11 protein-coding genes are annotated in these 17,010 nt (G+C 57.3%); 6 read left to right on the top strand and 5 right to left on the bottom strand.

The genetic code is table 11. The features are described from left to right. Positions 1–13: 13 nt before the first annotated feature. Together J2I47_RS08270 and J2I47_RS08265 are read right to left on the bottom strand one after the other, a co-directional pair. Positions 14–1,171 (bottom strand): hypothetical protein, encoded by a 1,158-nt coding sequence (locus J2I47_RS08270; protein ID WP_207364091.1) that lies wholly within the window; start codon positions 1,169–1,171, stop codon positions 14–16. Beyond that, entirely contained in the window at positions 1,158–2,138 is a 981-nt protein-coding gene (locus J2I47_RS08265) for a DUF2157 domain-containing protein (protein WP_207364090.1), read from the bottom strand. The genes J2I47_RS08270 and J2I47_RS08265 overlap by 14 nt, the downstream gene beginning before the upstream one ends. Before the next feature lie 120 nt (positions 2,139–2,258). Between J2I47_RS08265 and J2I47_RS08260 the strand changes: the two genes are divergently transcribed. Next, a complete protein-coding gene (locus tag J2I47_RS08260; RefSeq protein ID WP_207364089.1) occupies positions 2,259–3,947 on the top strand; it encodes a VRR-NUC domain-containing protein in 1,689 nt (562 codons plus the stop codon). Positions 3,948–4,049: 102 nt separating this feature from the next. Continuing rightward, on the top strand, positions 4,050–4,463 hold the full coding sequence (locus J2I47_RS08255; protein ID WP_207364088.1) for a PaaI family thioesterase: 414 nt from the start codon (positions 4,050–4,052) through the stop codon (positions 4,461–4,463). A 74-nt stretch (positions 4,464–4,537) separates the two neighbouring features. On the opposite strand, the gene J2I47_RS08250 is transcribed toward J2I47_RS08255, so the two are convergent. After that, a complete protein-coding gene (locus J2I47_RS08250; protein WP_207364087.1) occupies positions 4,538–5,287 on the bottom strand; it encodes a class I SAM-dependent methyltransferase in 750 nt (249 codons plus the stop codon). A 130-nt stretch (positions 5,288–5,417) separates the two neighbouring features. Here J2I47_RS08250 and J2I47_RS08245 point away from each other — a divergent pair, with 130 nt between their 5' ends. Further along, positions 5,418–5,789, top strand: a complete 372-nt coding sequence (locus tag J2I47_RS08245; protein ID WP_207364086.1) for a BlaI/MecI/CopY family transcriptional regulator — start codon at positions 5,418–5,420, stop codon at positions 5,787–5,789. After that, on the top strand, positions 5,776–8,031 hold the full coding sequence (locus tag J2I47_RS08240) for a M56 family metallopeptidase (protein WP_207364085.1): 2,256 nt from the start codon (positions 5,776–5,778) through the stop codon (positions 8,029–8,031). The genes J2I47_RS08245 and J2I47_RS08240 overlap by 14 nt, the downstream gene beginning before the upstream one ends. A gap of 230 nt (positions 8,032–8,261) precedes the next feature. Here the strand turns inward: J2I47_RS08240 and J2I47_RS08235 are convergent, their stop codons facing one another. Then, complete coding sequence (locus J2I47_RS08235; RefSeq protein ID WP_207364084.1) at positions 8,262–8,606, bottom strand: hypothetical protein; 345 nt, start codon at positions 8,604–8,606, stop codon at positions 8,262–8,264. Between the two features lie 73 nt (positions 8,607–8,679). After that, positions 8,680–10,284: a M12 family metallopeptidase gene (locus J2I47_RS08230; RefSeq protein ID WP_207364083.1), complete on the bottom strand. Its 1,605-nt coding sequence runs from the start codon at positions 10,282–10,284 to the stop codon at positions 8,680–8,682. 186 nt (positions 10,285–10,470) lie between these two features. Here J2I47_RS08230 and J2I47_RS08225 point away from each other — a divergent pair, with 186 nt between their 5' ends. Both J2I47_RS08225 and J2I47_RS08220 read left to right on the top strand, forming a co-directional pair. Next, a complete protein-coding gene (locus J2I47_RS08225) occupies positions 10,471–13,737 on the top strand; it encodes a TonB-dependent receptor (RefSeq protein ID WP_207364082.1) in 3,267 nt (1,088 codons plus the stop codon). Positions 13,738–13,848: 111 nt separating this feature from the next. Beyond that, a complete protein-coding gene (locus J2I47_RS08220; RefSeq protein WP_207364081.1) occupies positions 13,849–17,007 on the top strand; it encodes a TonB-dependent receptor in 3,159 nt (1,052 codons plus the stop codon). Positions 17,008–17,010 lie beyond the last annotated feature (3 nt).

The following is a 17,010-nucleotide window of genomic DNA, read 5'->3' as shown; positions in this document are numbered from 1 at the left end:
TTGCTAACCGCGATCAATACGCATCGCCCGCGCCACCACCGCCAAAATCACCGCCGCCGAAGCGTGGTCCGGTGGGCTGTTGCTGGGCGTTGGCGGTGCCTTGCAAGGTGGTCAGCGTACCTGCGTGGCGTACTACCAGCAACGGTGCTTCGCCATCGTCGTCATCGGAAAAACCATAGCGGGGTGCGCGCAGCAACCGGATAGCCAGCACCGCCAGCCCAATTAGCACTGTGCCATCAACAGCCAGCGCTACCGACAGCGGCCAGGTGCCATAATAGTGCCGCACCGTGGCTACCGCCGCCGCCAATCCCAGCACGGCCAGAATAACGAACATGCGCGACTTTCGGCGGAAGCCCAGCAGCGCGTAGACCGATGGAATGCCAAACGTGGTGGCCCAAAACAGGCCCCTGAGGGGTATTTCGGGCGTTGCGCCGCGATGATCGAGCAGCAAACCGTTCAGTTCGCGCACCACAAAATAGTTGCCCGCCGCCGCCAGCACAACCAGGCTTGTCCAGCGCACCTGACTCAGCACATCGGCGTAGTAAGCGGAATTGGGCAGTCGGCTGGCCAGCGCGTACAGCCCCACAGAAACGGCCATGAAAATAAACGGCAACAACGGCTTGCCCCAGCCGTAGTCGAGCAGGCGGTGGAAAAGGCCTCCATACAGCGCGAACAGGGCGAAATAGGTCAGGATGGTGTCGCCGGTATACCAGATCATGGCCAGCAAAATGGGCAGGGCGATCAGGCAGCACACCCAAAATGGTGGTGTAATGGGGAAGAGCAGAATCAGCCCCCCAATCAGGAAAAGGGGCACCAGCAGCACCAGCGCGTTGTCGACTCCGTTGCGGCACAGGTTAGAATCGCCCACGATGGTTTTCGTCAGAAAAAACAGCCCGATGCCGAACAGGATAGCTACCACGCCCAGGCTGGACTGCCCGTTGTTCAGCCCACTAAACAGCACCGTTACCAGCCCGTAGGCCGACATGGCCGCGATGATGGTAAACAGAAATAGACCTATTTCGATAAATGGGTTTGTGAGCTTAAACCGCCTTGGATACGCCGCCCGGATGGCCGTCAGCTGCTCGGCGGTGACCAGGCCCTGCGTCTGCCATTGTTCCACCTGCCGCAACAGGTCGCGCTCTTCAATATGGGTTTCGTTATAGAGTTTCATCGCGGCTCAGTTTACGGTAGTTGGTAATCAGGTACAGTGCCGCCCCCACGCTGGCGAGCGTGAAGTAGAGCATGTACACCTCAGGTGGCAGGGCCATGCCATCAACGGCGTCGCCGAGGAGGTACGTTAGCCCAATGTCGCCGTAGACCACGCCCATGAGCATAAACAGAAATGACCGGTCGCGGCGGGCGTACTGATCGAAGCCCACGCAGGCTACCAGCAGCAATAGTCCATAAAGCAATCGCTTTCCCTCGAAGTTGAACACCCCCGCCAACAGCGCGATCAGCAGCAGGTTGCCGCCGAAAGCGAGCAGTGTGTGGGTGAAATGAGCCTTTACCCGTTGCCGGTGGCCCACCGCCGCCATCGCAATCAGCACCAGGCCTAGGCCAACAGCGGCCCAGACGGTGGGTTCGTCGAAGAAATTGGTGCGCAGCCGAAGTTCCAGCGGGCGCACGGTCACGCCCACCCACGAAGCCAGCGCCGTAAGGCCTATGGTAAGCACCCCCTGATGGTCGAACCGGTAGGCGAGGGCCACAAACAGCACCGCGGGCAGAAACGTAGCCAGTCCGTAGCGTGTGCCAAAGAGGTTGAACCGGTACTGCGCGTATCCTTCCAGCGACAGAAACAGCAAACACCCCAGCAGCAGTGCATAATCACCGAAGACCGAACGGCTGCTCACCTTTGCCGCCGACAGGGCCGGACGGAACCGCCAGGCAAACACGAAGCTAGCCACGCACAGGGCCGTGATGCTGCCCAGGATAGCCACATCGCCGATTTCTTCGTAATGTTCATAGATCAACAGCCCCAGTCCACCCGTTAGCAGCAGGATACCCACCGAGAGCATGGCCCGCAGTTCGTAGTGCAGCGACAGGGGTTTGGTACGCTCATAATCGGCCAGCGCGTCGGCCTGTTCAGGCGGCATCAGCCCCTTTTGTTTCAGGGCCGTCAGCACGTCAAATGGGGACATATTGGGGGATATTGGTGTTATCTAAAGACGGTGGACATTGGATATTGGACGCTAGATAATGAAGAACAGGCTTAGTCTGTTACGCGGTCCAATGTCTAAAATCCAGCATCCAAAATCCTTATGGTTGGACGACAAAAAGTGATTCTGCAGCCTCGTTATTACTGGCATAATTTCCGGTATGTGCTCGACTTTGTGAAGCGGCTTTATAGCGGGCTACTCAACGAAGCTGAACAAGATTTTTTGGTTCGGTTCGATGCGCTCAGCACCGATGCGCAGTGCCTGTATGTGCGGGTCAGCAATCGTAAAGGTGCCTTCTTCCGGGCCAATAAACTCAACTACCGCGAAATAAATGATTTGCCGGTTTCGCTCGGCGAGCTGATCAACGCGGGCTTTCTGGACCGGTTGTCGGCCCGCCACGAGGGTATGGGCCACGAAGCCCTCGACGTGTTTACCAAACCCGACCTGCTCGATCTGCTGCCCCTGGAGCCGGAAGAGATCCGGGCGCTCAACAAGCTCAAGAAAGAAGAGGTGGTTCGCTATGCGCTGAACGAACTGAACTTCGGCGAAATTGTGACGAGCGTGACTACCCGCGAGACCGTGGTGAAGGTGAATTTCGAAGCCGAGGTGATGATGCTCAAGTACCTGTTTTTCGGTAACCGCGGCTCTGATATGACCGAGTTTGTGATGCGCGACATGGGCATGATGAACTTCGAGCAGTATGACGAAAGCAAGATGACGGCCCGCTTCCGCAACCGCAAGGAGGTGGAAGACAAGCTGTTGATTTCGCTCACCAACGAAGCTTTTTACGAACAGAAAGACGCCGAAACCCCACCCGAAGCCATCTACAACTGGTTTCTGAACTGGAACGAAACCCGTCCTGAGCTGTCAGAAATAGCATTTCCGGGTTACCAGAAGCTGGTCTGTCGTGTGGGTGCTTTCCTGGAACGCCAGAAACTACCCGATCAGGCACTGGCTGTGTATGAACTTTCTGACCGCGTTCCGGCCAGGGAGCGGCGCGTACGGTTATTGTACAAAAACGGGTTGGTCGACGAAGCGCTTGCTCTGATCGACGAGATTGCCGTGACGCCACAGAACGCCGAAGAGCGGTATTTTGCGGGCGATTTTCGGGAGAAGATTCTGGGCAACGTGGCCAAGAAACGGACCCGCAAAGCCACCACGCGCTTTTTGTCTGATGCTGAAAGTCTGGACATCCCGGCGGCCTACCGGCACCATGTGGAGGCGGGTGTAATGAACCACTATCTGGAGGAAGGTAACGACGCGGCCTTCACCGAAAATTACCCCTGGCGCGGGCTGTTTGGTCTGGTGTTTTGGGACGTTATCTACGACGCCAACGTGGCCGCTATCCACCACCCGCTGCAACGCGCCCCGTCGGACTTTTACCTGCCCGATTTCTACGTCCGCCGCGAAGAGCTATTGAAAAAACGCCTGGCCGAACTGACCACCAAAGACGATTGGCGGCGGCACGTGGGACGTACCTACAACGCCAAATACGGCATTACCAACGTGCTTGTCGACTGGAACGACGAACTGCTGGGCCTGGTCAATAAGCTGATTGAATTGCTCGACAAGGAGCAACTAGGCCTGATTTTGATGGAGATGGCCCGCAACGTCCGCGAACATACGCGCGGTTTTCCCGATCTGCTGGTCTGGAACGAAGCCGGTGAATACAGTTTTGTCGAAGTTAAATCGCCTACCGACCATCTCGGCCCGCAGCAACTCCACTGGCTGGAATACTTCGATACCATCGGCGTCAAGGGCAAAGTTGTACGGGTAGTCTGGGCGATGTGAGGCGGTAGCATGGCGACTGTAGCCTAATATTGTGTTGACAAAAGCCGTGGGCTTGACCGATATTGTGGCATCGATTCAAATCCGTGGAAATAGCAGACACCAATGGAAATACCTGAAGGCTTTGAGCCTATTTTTCGTACCAGCCCCTTTCTCGAAACCGCCGGGCCAATGTATAGTCAACAAGTTGGTGATGAGCTGATTATTGGCCTTTTGGTCCTCGACAAACACGTAAACGGGCGCGGCTTCGTACACACGGGCGTCTACACGACGCTAGTGGACGTGGCCATGGGTTATGCCGCCGCGTTCTCCCAAAAACCCCCCGTCCCCCTTGTCACGGTGAGCCTGTCTACCGATTTTGTGGGTAACGCCAAAGTAGGCGACTGGCTGGAAGTACACACCGATATTCAGCGGATTGGCACTGCCGTGGCTTTCGTAAACGCCTTTGTCATGAAAGATGATGAGCGCGTTATACGAGCCAGCGCGGTGTTCAACGTGCTACCTAAAAAAGGAGTTTAATGTCTAAGGTTTAAGGTTTAACGTTGCTTCGCACACTGCCCTAGTGAGCGCGAAGCAACGTTAAACCTTAAACCTTAGACATTAAACTCCTTTCTTCCCATCCTCAAAAAAATAGGAAAACGGACCTCGCGGGGGTGGGGACCCCAGTGGCGGCGGAGGTCATCGGCGAACTGATCGATGGGGTCGTAGCCGTTTTTCTTGCGGAACGCCTGCACCGCCGACCACGTGCGGAGGTAGTTCATGTACCACTCCACCAGCCACTCGCGCCGGGCAATGAATCGCGCCCGACGGGGCTTGTCGAAATCAAACGGCAGGTCGCGGTATTCGGTCTCAATATGCCGCCGCATAGGGTCCCAAAAGGGGCCAACGATGTCTGTGTAAATAAACCGGACCAGGGCGTCGATGGGGGCGTTTACCTGGTTGAGGCCATAGCCCCATTCGGCAATGACGCCACCGGGTTTTAGTACCCGCCGCACTTCCTGATGAAACGCCGGCACGTTGAACCAATGCAAAGCCTGCCCCACCGTGACCAGGTCAAAAGTTTCGTCGGCAAAGGGAGCATGCTCGGCATTGGCCGGTTGATACTCGATGTTGGGTCGGCGGACGGCGTTCTCTAACTGATTGCTGCTGATATCGGTAGCCTCTACTTCGTCGAAATAATTAGCCAGGGCTACGGCCGCCTGCCCGTTGCCGGTGGCGCAGTCCCATACGCGCTGCCGGGTAGGTACCTGCGCCAGAATGTAGTCATACAGTTCGCCGGGATAGTCGATTCGGTAACGGGCGTATTCGGCGGCATGGTCGGAAAAACGGTCGAGCGGAATCATAGCTAGGAGGCGTACATGCAGAAGGCGAATATACTGAGCATGCCTTCCACTAATCTAAAAATTTGTTAACCGATTTGGTATTACGAAATGTTTCGTACATGTTTGCTACGAAATAATTCGTAGATGCCTTATGCGACCAACCGATTCTGAATTAGAAATCCTGCACGTGCTCTGGAAACACGGCCCGCGCACGGTGCGGCAAGTGAACGATGAACTGAGTCAACAGCGTGATATTGGCTATACCACCACGCTAAAGCTCATGCAGATTATGCACGAAAAGGGGTTGCTGACCCGCTCTGAGGAAGCCAAATCGCACGTGTACACCGCGGCGTTGGGCGAACAGGAAGCCCAGGAAACGCTGATCGACCGGTTTCTGGAAACGACTTTCCGGGGGTCGGCCTCGCAACTGGTGATGCAGGTGCTGGGTCGGCATAAGGCCAGCGCCGATGAACTCGACGAAATAAAAAAACTCTTAAACAACCTCGACCATGAATCTCACTAACTGGCTCACCAGCCCCCTGGCCGAAGCCTTGGGCTGGACGCTCATTCACGCTCTCTGGCAGGGCTTTGCGGTGGTATTGGCCGCGGCGCTGTTGCTTCATCTTGCCCGCCAAAGTAAAGCCAGCCTGCGTTATCGACTGGGCATGAGCGGGCTATTGATGCAGTTGTTAGCATCGGTGGGTACGTTTATCTGGTACTACGAACCGCGTTCGCTGGTTGCTCCGTCTGCGGCTTCCGGGCCGATTTTCAATGTGCCTGTAGCTCTTGTTCCGGTAGCGAATGAATCGTGGCTGATAACCGGACAGGCTTTTCTGAACGCGCATCTGGCCGAAATTGTCTGGATGTGGTTGCTGGGCGTGGGTGTTTTTGGGGTTCGGCTGGTGGGTGGCTGGGCCTACGTGCAACGCCTGCGAACTACGGCTACGTTACCCGTACCAGCCAATTTATTGGAAACAACAGCCCGCATTGCGCAAAAACTGAACGTGTCGGTCAGCGTCCAGATCACGGTTCGGGTAACGGGGCCATTGGTAGTGGGCGTACTGAAACCCGTGATTTTGTGGCCGGTAGGCTTGCTGGCGGGCCTAAGCATGGCCGAAGTAGAGGCGGTTTTGGCGCACGAACTGGCCCACGTTCGGCGGCACGACTACCTGTTCAACGTAATGCAGTCGGTGGTGGAGGTGCTGTATTTTTTCCATCCGGCCCTGTGGTGGCTGTCGGAACGGGTGCGTGAAGAGCGCGAACATTGCTGCGACGATTTGGCCCTCGCCATCATTGGTGACGCCCGCACGCTGGCCCGCGCCCTGACCCGCGTAGAGGCCTGGCAGCACAGTCAGGAAGAGGCATCGAACCTGGCGATGGCTTTTGCCAGCAAACGGCAATTGCTGCTGCAACGCGTTCGGCGGATGCTGGGGGTACCCACGCGCCCGCTAGTGTCGAACGGGAGTTTGGCGGGGCTGACGCTGGCCACCATGTTGCTGCTGAGCGTGTCGGTGTATGCCGTGCAGCAAACCGACGTGCCTAAATCCGCCCGTGCATCGGCAGTTCCGGCCCCGCCCAAAGCCAACCGGCGGTATCGGGTAAACAGCAATACCGAATACGGTATGACAAACAGCGGGCGGATGAGCTACGTGGTCTGGAAAGGACAAAAACTGCCTGTCACACGCGTGAACAGGCTACAACGCCAACTTGACCTGGTGATGGGCGGCAAACTGAATCTGGATGCCGTAAAGCAGCCCGACCGTGATATCCTGCTGACGATCATCGAGAAAAACGTGGCATTTGATGCGGGTATGAAGGCACTGAGTGAGGGCATGTCGCACATTGATTACTCAAACATTGATGCCGAGGCCAGGGCCGATATACCCGGCGTACCAGACGCACCAGAAGAGCAAATGGCCAATGCCCCTGACTCCATACCTGCTGTGGCTGGCGACACGGCCCAACTCCGGGCGGTGAAGCTGAAGATGGAAGCGCTTGTTAACGAAATGCAGGCCGTGATGGCTACTCGTCAACCCATAGCCGACCGACTGACTAAGGAGTTAGCTGAACTAGCTTCCAAGAACACACCCAGTCAGCAGCAAATAGACCAGTTCACAAAACAGCAGACAGGATTGGTGAAACAACAGGTAATGTTGGCTAAACAGCAAGCTTTACTGGCGCAAAAATTACGTCCGCTAGCCCTTGACATTGAACGGTTGTCGCGCCAAAACAACGCGCAGGCTAATCAACTGAAAAAGCAGAAAGAGAAGCAACGTATCCAGTTAGAAAAGCAGATGGACGAACTGGGTACCCGGATGGGGAAATTAGGTAGCCGAATGGGCGATCTGGGCGGAAAGCTAGGGCCATTAAACCCCAATTTGGAGGCTTACCAAACGCGTATGGCCATACTGGCCGACTCAATCAGTAAACTCTATGAACCCACTTACGCATTATCTGAACAACTCGGCGCGTTGTCGGAACAGATTGCCAAGCAGGCCGAAGAGCAAAGTGCTGAGGCTATGCGCGTCGCTGAAGAGGCTATGGAGCGAATGAATGTAGAAGGCATTCATCCGGCTCGTGCGCCTCGTCCGCCCCGCGTTCCGCGCATGAGTCTGCCGCGGCCGCCCCGTCCGGCCACGGCACCACACTCCCCTGTTCCTGCTGTTGATGCAGTACCTGCCCCGGCAGTAGCTCCCGTTCCGGCTCAGAAACCCGTTCCCGTGCCAAAAGTGGCTCCTGCTCCGAGACCGCCTAGAAACGGATAAGTATACTGCGTGCTGGGGTTGTAGCTGGCGTAGCTCCGCGCTTTGGTGGGCTGACGCCTGGCCCTTCGACAGGCTCAGGGTGACAGGGAAGTTGAATCAAGTGGAGAAAACTGAATCCATTTCCCTGTCACCCTGAGCCTGTCGAAGGGCCAGGCGTCAGCCCACCAAAGCGCGGAGCTACGGTAGAGAAGAAACCATCAAACTGATTTCCCCCATAAATAAGGTACCCGTCAGATGGGTTTTACAACAAGCTGGTAGCCATCCGACCGGGCGGGGTCGAGGGGGTAACTTTCCATCGTGATCAGGTCGCCTGGTTTAAGTTGCTCACCCGTTCCTTCCCCTACATAGGCCGATAAGGTTGCATCGGCGGGAACGTTGTCGAGCCGAAACGGAATACCGCCCTCTAGCCGGGTTGTTGGCCAATGAGGTGCCAGCACAACAATGGTTATCGGCTGTGCCGGGGCATCGGACATGGTTGTTCGGCTGGCCGACACCCGCACCACCGTTCTGGTCGTGAACTGGTCGACAGGTCCGGTCAGGTGAACGGTGCCGGTGATGGTTCGGGCTGGTTTCATGGGGACAGTAACGTAAGAAGCCTTTACTGTCATACAGACGGTAAAGGCTTCTGCGGGTTTGTTCAGCAACAGATTACCAGTTGAACAGCAACGTGTTGAGGTGGTGAGCCGCATCGGTGCCTGTCCAGCCCCAGACCAGCCGGTTAAAATTGGGCAGATCGGTAATGACAGGGCCATCAATGCAGGTTTCGTTTGATGTAAACTTGCTGCCCCAGTTAGCGCCGTTTGTACTGACCAGGATGTTTAGCAACGCGTTACCCACGCCCTGCCAGGTCAGATACGCCTGATTTCCCCGCGTAAACAGAAACGGCTTGGCTGTCGTAGTGTCGCCTAGGGTCACTTTGTTACCCCAGTGCACCCCGTCACTACTGCGCATCACATTGAGCTGGTTGTTGCCCACGCCCCGCCAGCCCAGCAGCAACTGATTGTTCAGCACGGTCAGCGTCGGTCCGGATGTTGTGGTATCGCCAAGGGTCACTTTGTTACCCCAGTGCACCCCGTCACTGCTGCGCATCACGTTAAGCTGGTTGTTGCCCACGCCCCGCCAGGTGAGGTAGAGCTGCCCGTTGAACACCGCCAGTTCGGGCGCCGACTGTGAGGTGTCGCCCAGCGTTACCTTATTACCCCAGTGCTGCCCATCGGCCGACCGCATGATGTTAAGTTGGTTGTTGCCAACACCAATCCAGGCCACCACAAACTGGTTGTTGAACGTCGCCAGGCCCAGCGCCGCAGGAGACACGTCGTTGAGCGTTACCTTGTTTCCAAACGTCAGTCCATCGGCCGATGTCATAAAGTTCAGCCGGAGATTGCCCGACCCCGTCCAGCCCATCAATACGGTGTTCCCCCGGGTTACCAGCGCCAGGCCATTGGTGCTGGTATCGCCGTGAATGGCCTTCTGCGGATACAGCATATTGATGGCCCGGATATCGCCCGCGCTCAACCCCGTACGCTGACCAATGGCCTGTCCGTTGTTCGGAATGGGCGTCAGCGTGTCTTGTGAGGTGTCGATGGCGAAGGCATTGCGGGGGTAGTGCATGATTGAATCGTAGTCATACCGCCCAACGTCGTCGCCGTCCGTAATGTGCTGATCAAAGTTGTGCCGCAGGGCGGGTACGATATTGCTCCAGTTGATGCGAACGAACGTATCCCGATCTTCCCGGCTCTGCTCGTGCCACAGGCCCGCCGCGTGACAAATTTCGTGGATGGCATTGCCCGTGCTGCAACCGGGGCCGAGGTTTACAAACTGCTCACCACCCCGCATACCTACCGCCGAACTACAGGAGTCGCTGTTGCGGAAAGTGATGAAGTTGGCTTCGTTTGTCCGGACCCTGAAGGTCAGGTTCGTGTTGGCGCGGATTGCCTGAATGGCATCCGTAACCCGGGCCTGATTGGGCAAACCCGGGTCGATGCGGTAGATCAGCGTGCCACCGGGCCAACGGTTACTCTGTCCGCTGATGGCTACAGCTTCTTCAACGCTTTGGTCTTCAATGTGTCGACGAACGTTCTGCATTTCTTCGTCGGTACCCAGCAGGATGTCGCCCTCGAACAGCGCGTTGCCGTTCCGCTCCGTGTAAGTCACTTCCTTTAGCCCGAATGTGGCACCAGCGACGTAGGTTCTTTTTACCTCTCCGGTGTTTTCACTGCTAAAGGGATCAATGGTGTGTGGTTGGGATGCCATAATTGTCCTTGGTTTTGTGGATGTCCAGCAAAGCTACCGCTGTCAGGATATGGTGTGTAGCGTATAAATACCTGACAGCCAGTGTGTTTATACGTATACGAGTAAGTGGTCAATCGCATCCGTGCACAAGCGGCAGGACCCCGGAAACCAGTCTTGATACCGCCTCACTATCACCCGCCGTATGTCGTGTGGTTCACGATCTTGATCGTCAGGAAGTTACGCGGAAGTGAGTGGTCGGGTGTAGGAATAGCTGTGGGCGGTGGGCTGATTTTCGGGCAAATAGCCGTTAGTTTGCCCCCTTATTCACGTATCGAGTACGGCATTATGTTCTTTTTCTTTACTGGAATCCGGCCCTGGGTCGGTGCTATTTTTCTGCTACTGGCTACCCTTGCCGGCCAGGCGCAACCTGTTTCCGGCACTGTTCGCGACAACCGCGGTCAGCCTCTTCCCGCCGCCGCCGTGCTGGTGCAGGGTTTACAAAAAGGGGCCATTACAGATGCCTCAGGACACTATTCTATTCAAAATGTACCCGCAGGCACGTTTACCATACAGGCTTCTTTTGTAGGCTACAGTATGCAGCGTCGCCAGATCAATGTGGGTGGAGGACCCCTCACCATTGATTTCACCCTGGCCGACGACGCCCTGTCCATGGATGCGCTGGTTGTGACGGGTACGTTCGACCCCCGCACCAAACTGGAATCGAGCGTGGCGATTACTACCCTCAACAGCCGCGCCATTGAGCAACGGGCACCCCGCAGCACCGGTGATTTACTTCAGTCAGTGCCGGGCGTGTGGGCCGACAACTCCTCGGGCGAGGTGGGTGCGAAGGTGGTGGCGCGCGGGCTGGCGCCCGTGGGCAACGATCAGGTGGGCTACCAGTATGTGAGCTTACAGGAAGAGGGCCTGCCCGTGATGGGTGCGCAGGTGGGCTTCATCCTGGTCGATATGTTCCAGCGGGCCGACCTCACTACCGCCCGTCTGGAGGCTATCCGGGGGGGGTCTGCGTCGATCACGGCGGCGAACTCGCCGGGGGGTATTTTCAATTTTATTTCGAAAACGGGAGGCTCCACGTTTAGCGGATCGGTGCGAACTACGGGTGGCTTCTACGGCAACAACAAGGGCCTGGGCCGCGTAGATGCCGAATTCGGCGGGCCGCTGGCCAAAGGCTGGGGTTACCACGTGGGTGGGTTCTACCGCGTTGATGGTGGAGCACGCACCACGCCGTTTATGGCCAATGAAGGCGGGCAGGTGCGGGCGAACGTAAGTAAGCTGTTTGCCGGTGGCCGGGGCAGTCTGAAAATCTACGGCAAATACCTCGACGACCGCAACACGTTTTTCAAGGACATTCCCCTCACCAACACCCTCACGGCGGGTTATGCCGGGGGCGTTGACCCGGTCAATATCAACTACTCGACAACGTTTTTAGACGTGTCGACCCAGATTCCCCTCGCCGATCAGGTGCGGGCCGACAATTTGGGTACTGGCCCTTTGCGCACGTTCAACGCCCGCGACGCTATCCGCAACAAATCGGTGTCGGGCGGTTTCGACCTGAGCTATGACCTTGGCAAAGGCTGGGGCCTGGGTGTGCGGGCGAAAGTGTCGAGCTTCGATCAGGCGTATATTCAGTTTCAGGGCAGCACCGTGTTGCCCACCATTCCGATCCTGACCCCCTCGGCCACGTTACCCGCTCAACTGGGCTATCTGCAATATGGAGGGGCCACCTTGCTGGGGGCTGCTGCCTACTCCGGTGTCCCCGCCGCGCAACGCGCCGACGTAACGGCCGCGGTGACCAGTGCGCTGATCCCGAGTCTGCTCTCGCCAACATACTACGACGCCCAAACGGGCGAGGTGCTGGCGCGGGTGAAAAATGGGCAACTGGACCCCACCGTGCCCAACAAGCTGGGTAACTACCTGTTCAGTACGGCCCCGCTGTCGTTCTACAACACGGCGCAGGACTTCATCTGGTCGCTCAACCTGACCAAAGAAATTGGCGCACATCAGCTTACGTTCGGGTCGTACCAGTCGCGCACGGCCATCGACACCCGCTGGTATGCCGACGGGGTCATTACCACGCTGAGCGCACACCCACGGGCGGTGCGGATTGATTTTCCGCAACCGGCCACCGTGCCCGCCATTGTGGCCAACGACCCCGCCCTGAACGCTACCTACGGGCCGCTGTTTGGTACCGGCCGGTTTAACGCCACCGATGCCAACGGGTTTTCGCTGCATAGCGGCCTGGCCTACACGTTCACGCACAATGTGTCGCACCTGGGGGCCTACTACGTCAACGACATCTGGAAGGCCAATAACCGCCTGACACTGGATCTGGGTTTGCGCTATGAACGGGTGCGGCAAACGGGCACCAAACAGGGCTGGCAGTCGGCGCTGGCCCTGGTGGGGCTGGGTGGCCTGGACCGCAACCCGCTGACCACCTATAACACTGGCTCGCGGGTGTACAACGGCGTTCTGTTCGACTACGACGCGGCCTACACGGTGTCGTCGGCGACGGGAAAGCCCGTGGCCACGCAAACCAACCCCGACGTGAACGGCGACGGCCCCGGATTTTTGTACGATTACCTGTCGTGGTCGGCGGGGGCCAATTACAAGTTGGCTGACAACACGGCGGGCTATCTGCGGGTGTCGCGGGGAAACAAAGCGCCTGAACTGGATTATTACGCCAACAACTTCGTGAACATTCCCCTTGACAAGAAGGGGGCCATCGAGACCGTGACGCAGGCCGAGCTTGGGCTTAAGCGAAATGGCCGCCGGGCGTCGCTTTCAGCTACGGCCTTCTACAGTTACCTCGATAATGCACTCTTGCAGCTCTTCGTGATCAGTGGAGCCAGTAGTTTTTTCACCGACCCCACCTTCAACGCCAGCCGTACGCTGGGGCTGGAACTGGAAACGGTACTGAACCCCACCAACCGGTTTTCGATTCGGGCCCATGCTACGCTGCAGGACGCCAAATATGCCCGCCTGACCTACGTGAACACCATCGACGTGACCAACATTTTCACGGAAAGCTTCGCGGGCAACCGCGTCAAAGACGTAGCCCCCCTCATCGTCGATCTCACCCCAACCTACCGCGTGGGCAAGTTTAGCCCGTACGTCAACTACCGCTGGTTCAGTGAACGGCAGGGCAACCGCCGCAACAGCATTCAGCTACCTGCCTACGGCATCCTGTCGGCGGGTATTTCGGGTGATCTGACTACCAGGCTATCGGTGTCGGCGCAGGCTACAAACCTGCTCAACAGTGCCGGCATCCTGTTTTTCAACGGTTATGGACTACAGGGTACTACGGTAGAAGACGTGGCTGTGGGTGGTGTGAAACGCCCCGACGGCACGGTACTGCGCGGCACGGATATCAACGTGCTAAATGCCCTGGGCTCCCCCGTTTTTGCCCGCCCCGTTCTTCCCAGCCAGTACACGGCAAGCGTGACGTATCGGTTTTAGGTAGCTGTTTCTTGTTTAAGCAAAAAAACATCTGATAAAAACCATAGTCCGTATAGTTTATCGGGAAATAGGCATTAGTTTGGCGCTACCTACGTGTAACTGCTCATTCTTATGCTGCTTCTACTCAAAACCCTACGGCCTTTCGCCTTTGGCACCCTGTTGCTGGCTACCGTTGCCAGCTATGCACAAAGTATCTCTGGTATAGTTCGCGATGAGCGCGGACAGCCACTTCCCGCTGCTACTATTCAGCTACAGGGAACTGCAAGAGGCGTTGTCTCCGACGCCAAAGGGTATTATTTATTTCAGAACGTGGCTCCCGGAGCCTACACGTTACAGACCTCCTTTGTGGGGTTTACTACGCAACGTCGCCAGGTAACCGTGGCTTCTGACCCCATTACGGCTGATTTCAGCTTACCCGAAGATGCGCTGTCGATGGAAACCGTGGTGATTACCGGCACGTTCGATCCGCGTACCAAACTGGAATCGAGCGTGGCGATTACTACCCTCAACAGCCGGACCATTGATCAGCGGGCGCCCCGCGGTACTGGCGACCTGCTCCAATCGGTGCCGGGCGTGTGGGCCGACAACTCCTCGGGCGAAGTGGGCTCGAAAGTAGTGGCGCGCGGGCTGGCCCCGGTGGGTAATGATCAGGTAGGCTTTCAGTATGTGAGCTTGCAGGAAGAGGGCCTGCCCGTGATGGGTGCACAGATGGGTTTCGCCCTGGTCGACATGTTCCAGCGGGCCGACCTCAGCACCGCCCGGATGGAGGCCATCCGGGGCGGATCGGCGGCCATTACGTCGGCCAACTCGCCGGGGGGCATTTTCAATTTTATCTCCAAAACGGGAGGCTCCACGTTCAGCGGATCGGTGCGAACTACGGGTGGCTTCTACGGCAACAACAAGGGCCTGGGCCGTGTAGATGCCGAATTCGGCGGGCCGCTGGCAAAAGGCTGGACCTATCACCTCGGCGGATTTTACCGCGTTGACGGGGGCGCGCGGACCACGCCGTTCAACGCCAACCAGGGCGGGCAGGTGCGGGCCAACGTAAACAAGCTGTTTGCCAACGGCCGGGGCAGCCTGAAAGTCTACGGCAAATACCTCGACGACCGCAACACGTTTTTTAAAGAAATTGCCCTCGACAACACCCTCACCACGGGATACGCCGGTGGTACCGACCCCGTCGACATCAATTATTCGACGACGTTTATTGACGTAAACGCGCTGGTGCCGCAGGCCGATCTGGTGCGAAAAGAAAATACGGGTGCTCAGCCCACGCGCACGTTCAACGCCCGCGACGCCATTCAGAACAAGACATTTTCGGGTGGTTTCGACCTGAGCTATGACCTGGGCAAAGGCTGGAACCTGGGTGCCCGCGCCAAAGTGTCGAGCTTCGATCAGGCTTATTTGCAGTATCAGGGCAATACCGTGTTGCCGGTCATTCCGGGCCTGGCTCCCACGGCTACGCTGGCGGCCCAACAGGGGTATCTTCAGTTTGGCGCGGGGGCATTAGCTTCGGCGGGTACTTACACCGGGGCGGGTGTACCGGCTACGCTGGCCGCTGCGCTGGTGGGGTCGTTTGTCCCTAGCCTGCTCTCACCAACCTATTATGACGCGCAAACCGGCGAAGTGCTGGCCAAGCTACGCGTGGGTGGCGTGACCAACGGCGTCCCGTTTGCCATCCTCGACCCATCGGTACCCAACAAACTGGGTAACTACCTGCTGGCTACGGCTCCGCTGAACATGTTCAATAAAGTAAATGACCTGATCTGGTCGCTGAACCTGAACAAAGAAGTTGGGCGGCACCAACTCACGTTTGGTTCGTACCAATCGCAAACCACCATCGACACGCGCTGGTTTGTGGATGGCGTGCTGAGTACGCTGGGGGCCAACCCGCGGGCGGTGCGGGTGGAGTTTCCGGCCCCCGCCACCATTCCGGCGTCGGTGGCGGCCGTCCCGTCGCTCAACGCGGCCTTTGGTGGTTTGTACAGCCCTACAGGCGTATATAAAGCCACCGACGCCAACGGTATTGTGCTGCAAAGCGGTCTGGCCTATACGATCACCAACAACGTCTCGAAGCTGGGAGCCTACTACGTCAACGACATCTGGAAAGCCACCAACCGCCTCTCTATCGACCTCGGCCTGCGTTATGAGCGCGTACGGCACACGGGCAACAAACAGGGCTGGCAGGGCGGCACGGCCATTGGTGGGTTGGGCGGTGTAGACCGTAACCCATTCACTACATACGACTTAGGTACCCGCGTATACAACGGCGTACTCTTTGATTATGGATCAGCCTACAGCCTTACGACCGTGAGTGGGCAGACAGTGGCGACCAAAACCACTGCCGACGTGGATGGTGATGGCGAAGGGTTCCTCTACGATTACCTGTCGTGGTCAGCGGGGGCCAATTACAAGCTGGCCGATAACACGGCGGGCTATCTGCGGGTGTCGCGGGGGAACAAAGCGCCTGAACTGGATTATTATGCCAACAACTTCGTGAACATTCCCCTCGACAAAAAAGGGGCCATTGAGAGCGTGACGCAGGCTGAACTGGGTTTTACAAGCAACGGTCGCAAGGCCTCTATTTCGGCCACAGCCTTCTACAGCTATCTCGACAATGCACTGTTGCAACTGTTTATTTCCAACGGCTCCGCCAGCTTTTTCACCGATGCCACCTTCAACGCCACCCGCACGCTGGGGCTGGAACTGGAAACGGTGCTGAACCTGACCAACCGTTTCAGTATTCGTGGCCATGCTACCTTGCAGGATGCCAAATATGACCGCCTGAGCTACCAGAATACGGCGGGTTCGGTGAATAAAGCCGATTTCTTCATCGAAGATTTTTCGGGCAACCGCGTCAAAGACGTAGCCCCGGTTATGATTGACCTCACGCCAACTTACCGCATCGGCAAGTTTAGCCCCTATGTGAACTACCGCTGGTTCAGCGAGCGGCAGGGCAACCGCCGCAACAGTGTGCAACTGGCTGCTTACGGGGTGCTGGCGGCAGGTATCACCGGCGATTTAACGTCAAAATTGTCGATTGCTGTGCAGGCTACCAACCTGCTCAACAGCAATGGCATCCTGCTCTTTGGCGGGTATGGCTTGCAGGGCACCACCCTGGAAGATGTAGCCGTGGGTGGCGTGAAACGGCCTGATGGTACGGTGCTGCGCGGTTCGGACATCAACGTGCTCAACGCCCTGAACTCGCCTGTGTTTGCTCGTCCCGTACTTCCCCGTCAGGTCTCGGCCAGCATTACGTACCGGTTTTAAAAG

The organism is Fibrella rubiginis, from assembly GCF_017353185.1.
GTDB classification, from domain to species: domain Bacteria; phylum Bacteroidota; class Bacteroidia; order Cytophagales; family Spirosomataceae; genus Fibrella; species Fibrella rubiginis.
This window is presented reverse-complemented; position numbering and strand designations above follow the sequence as displayed.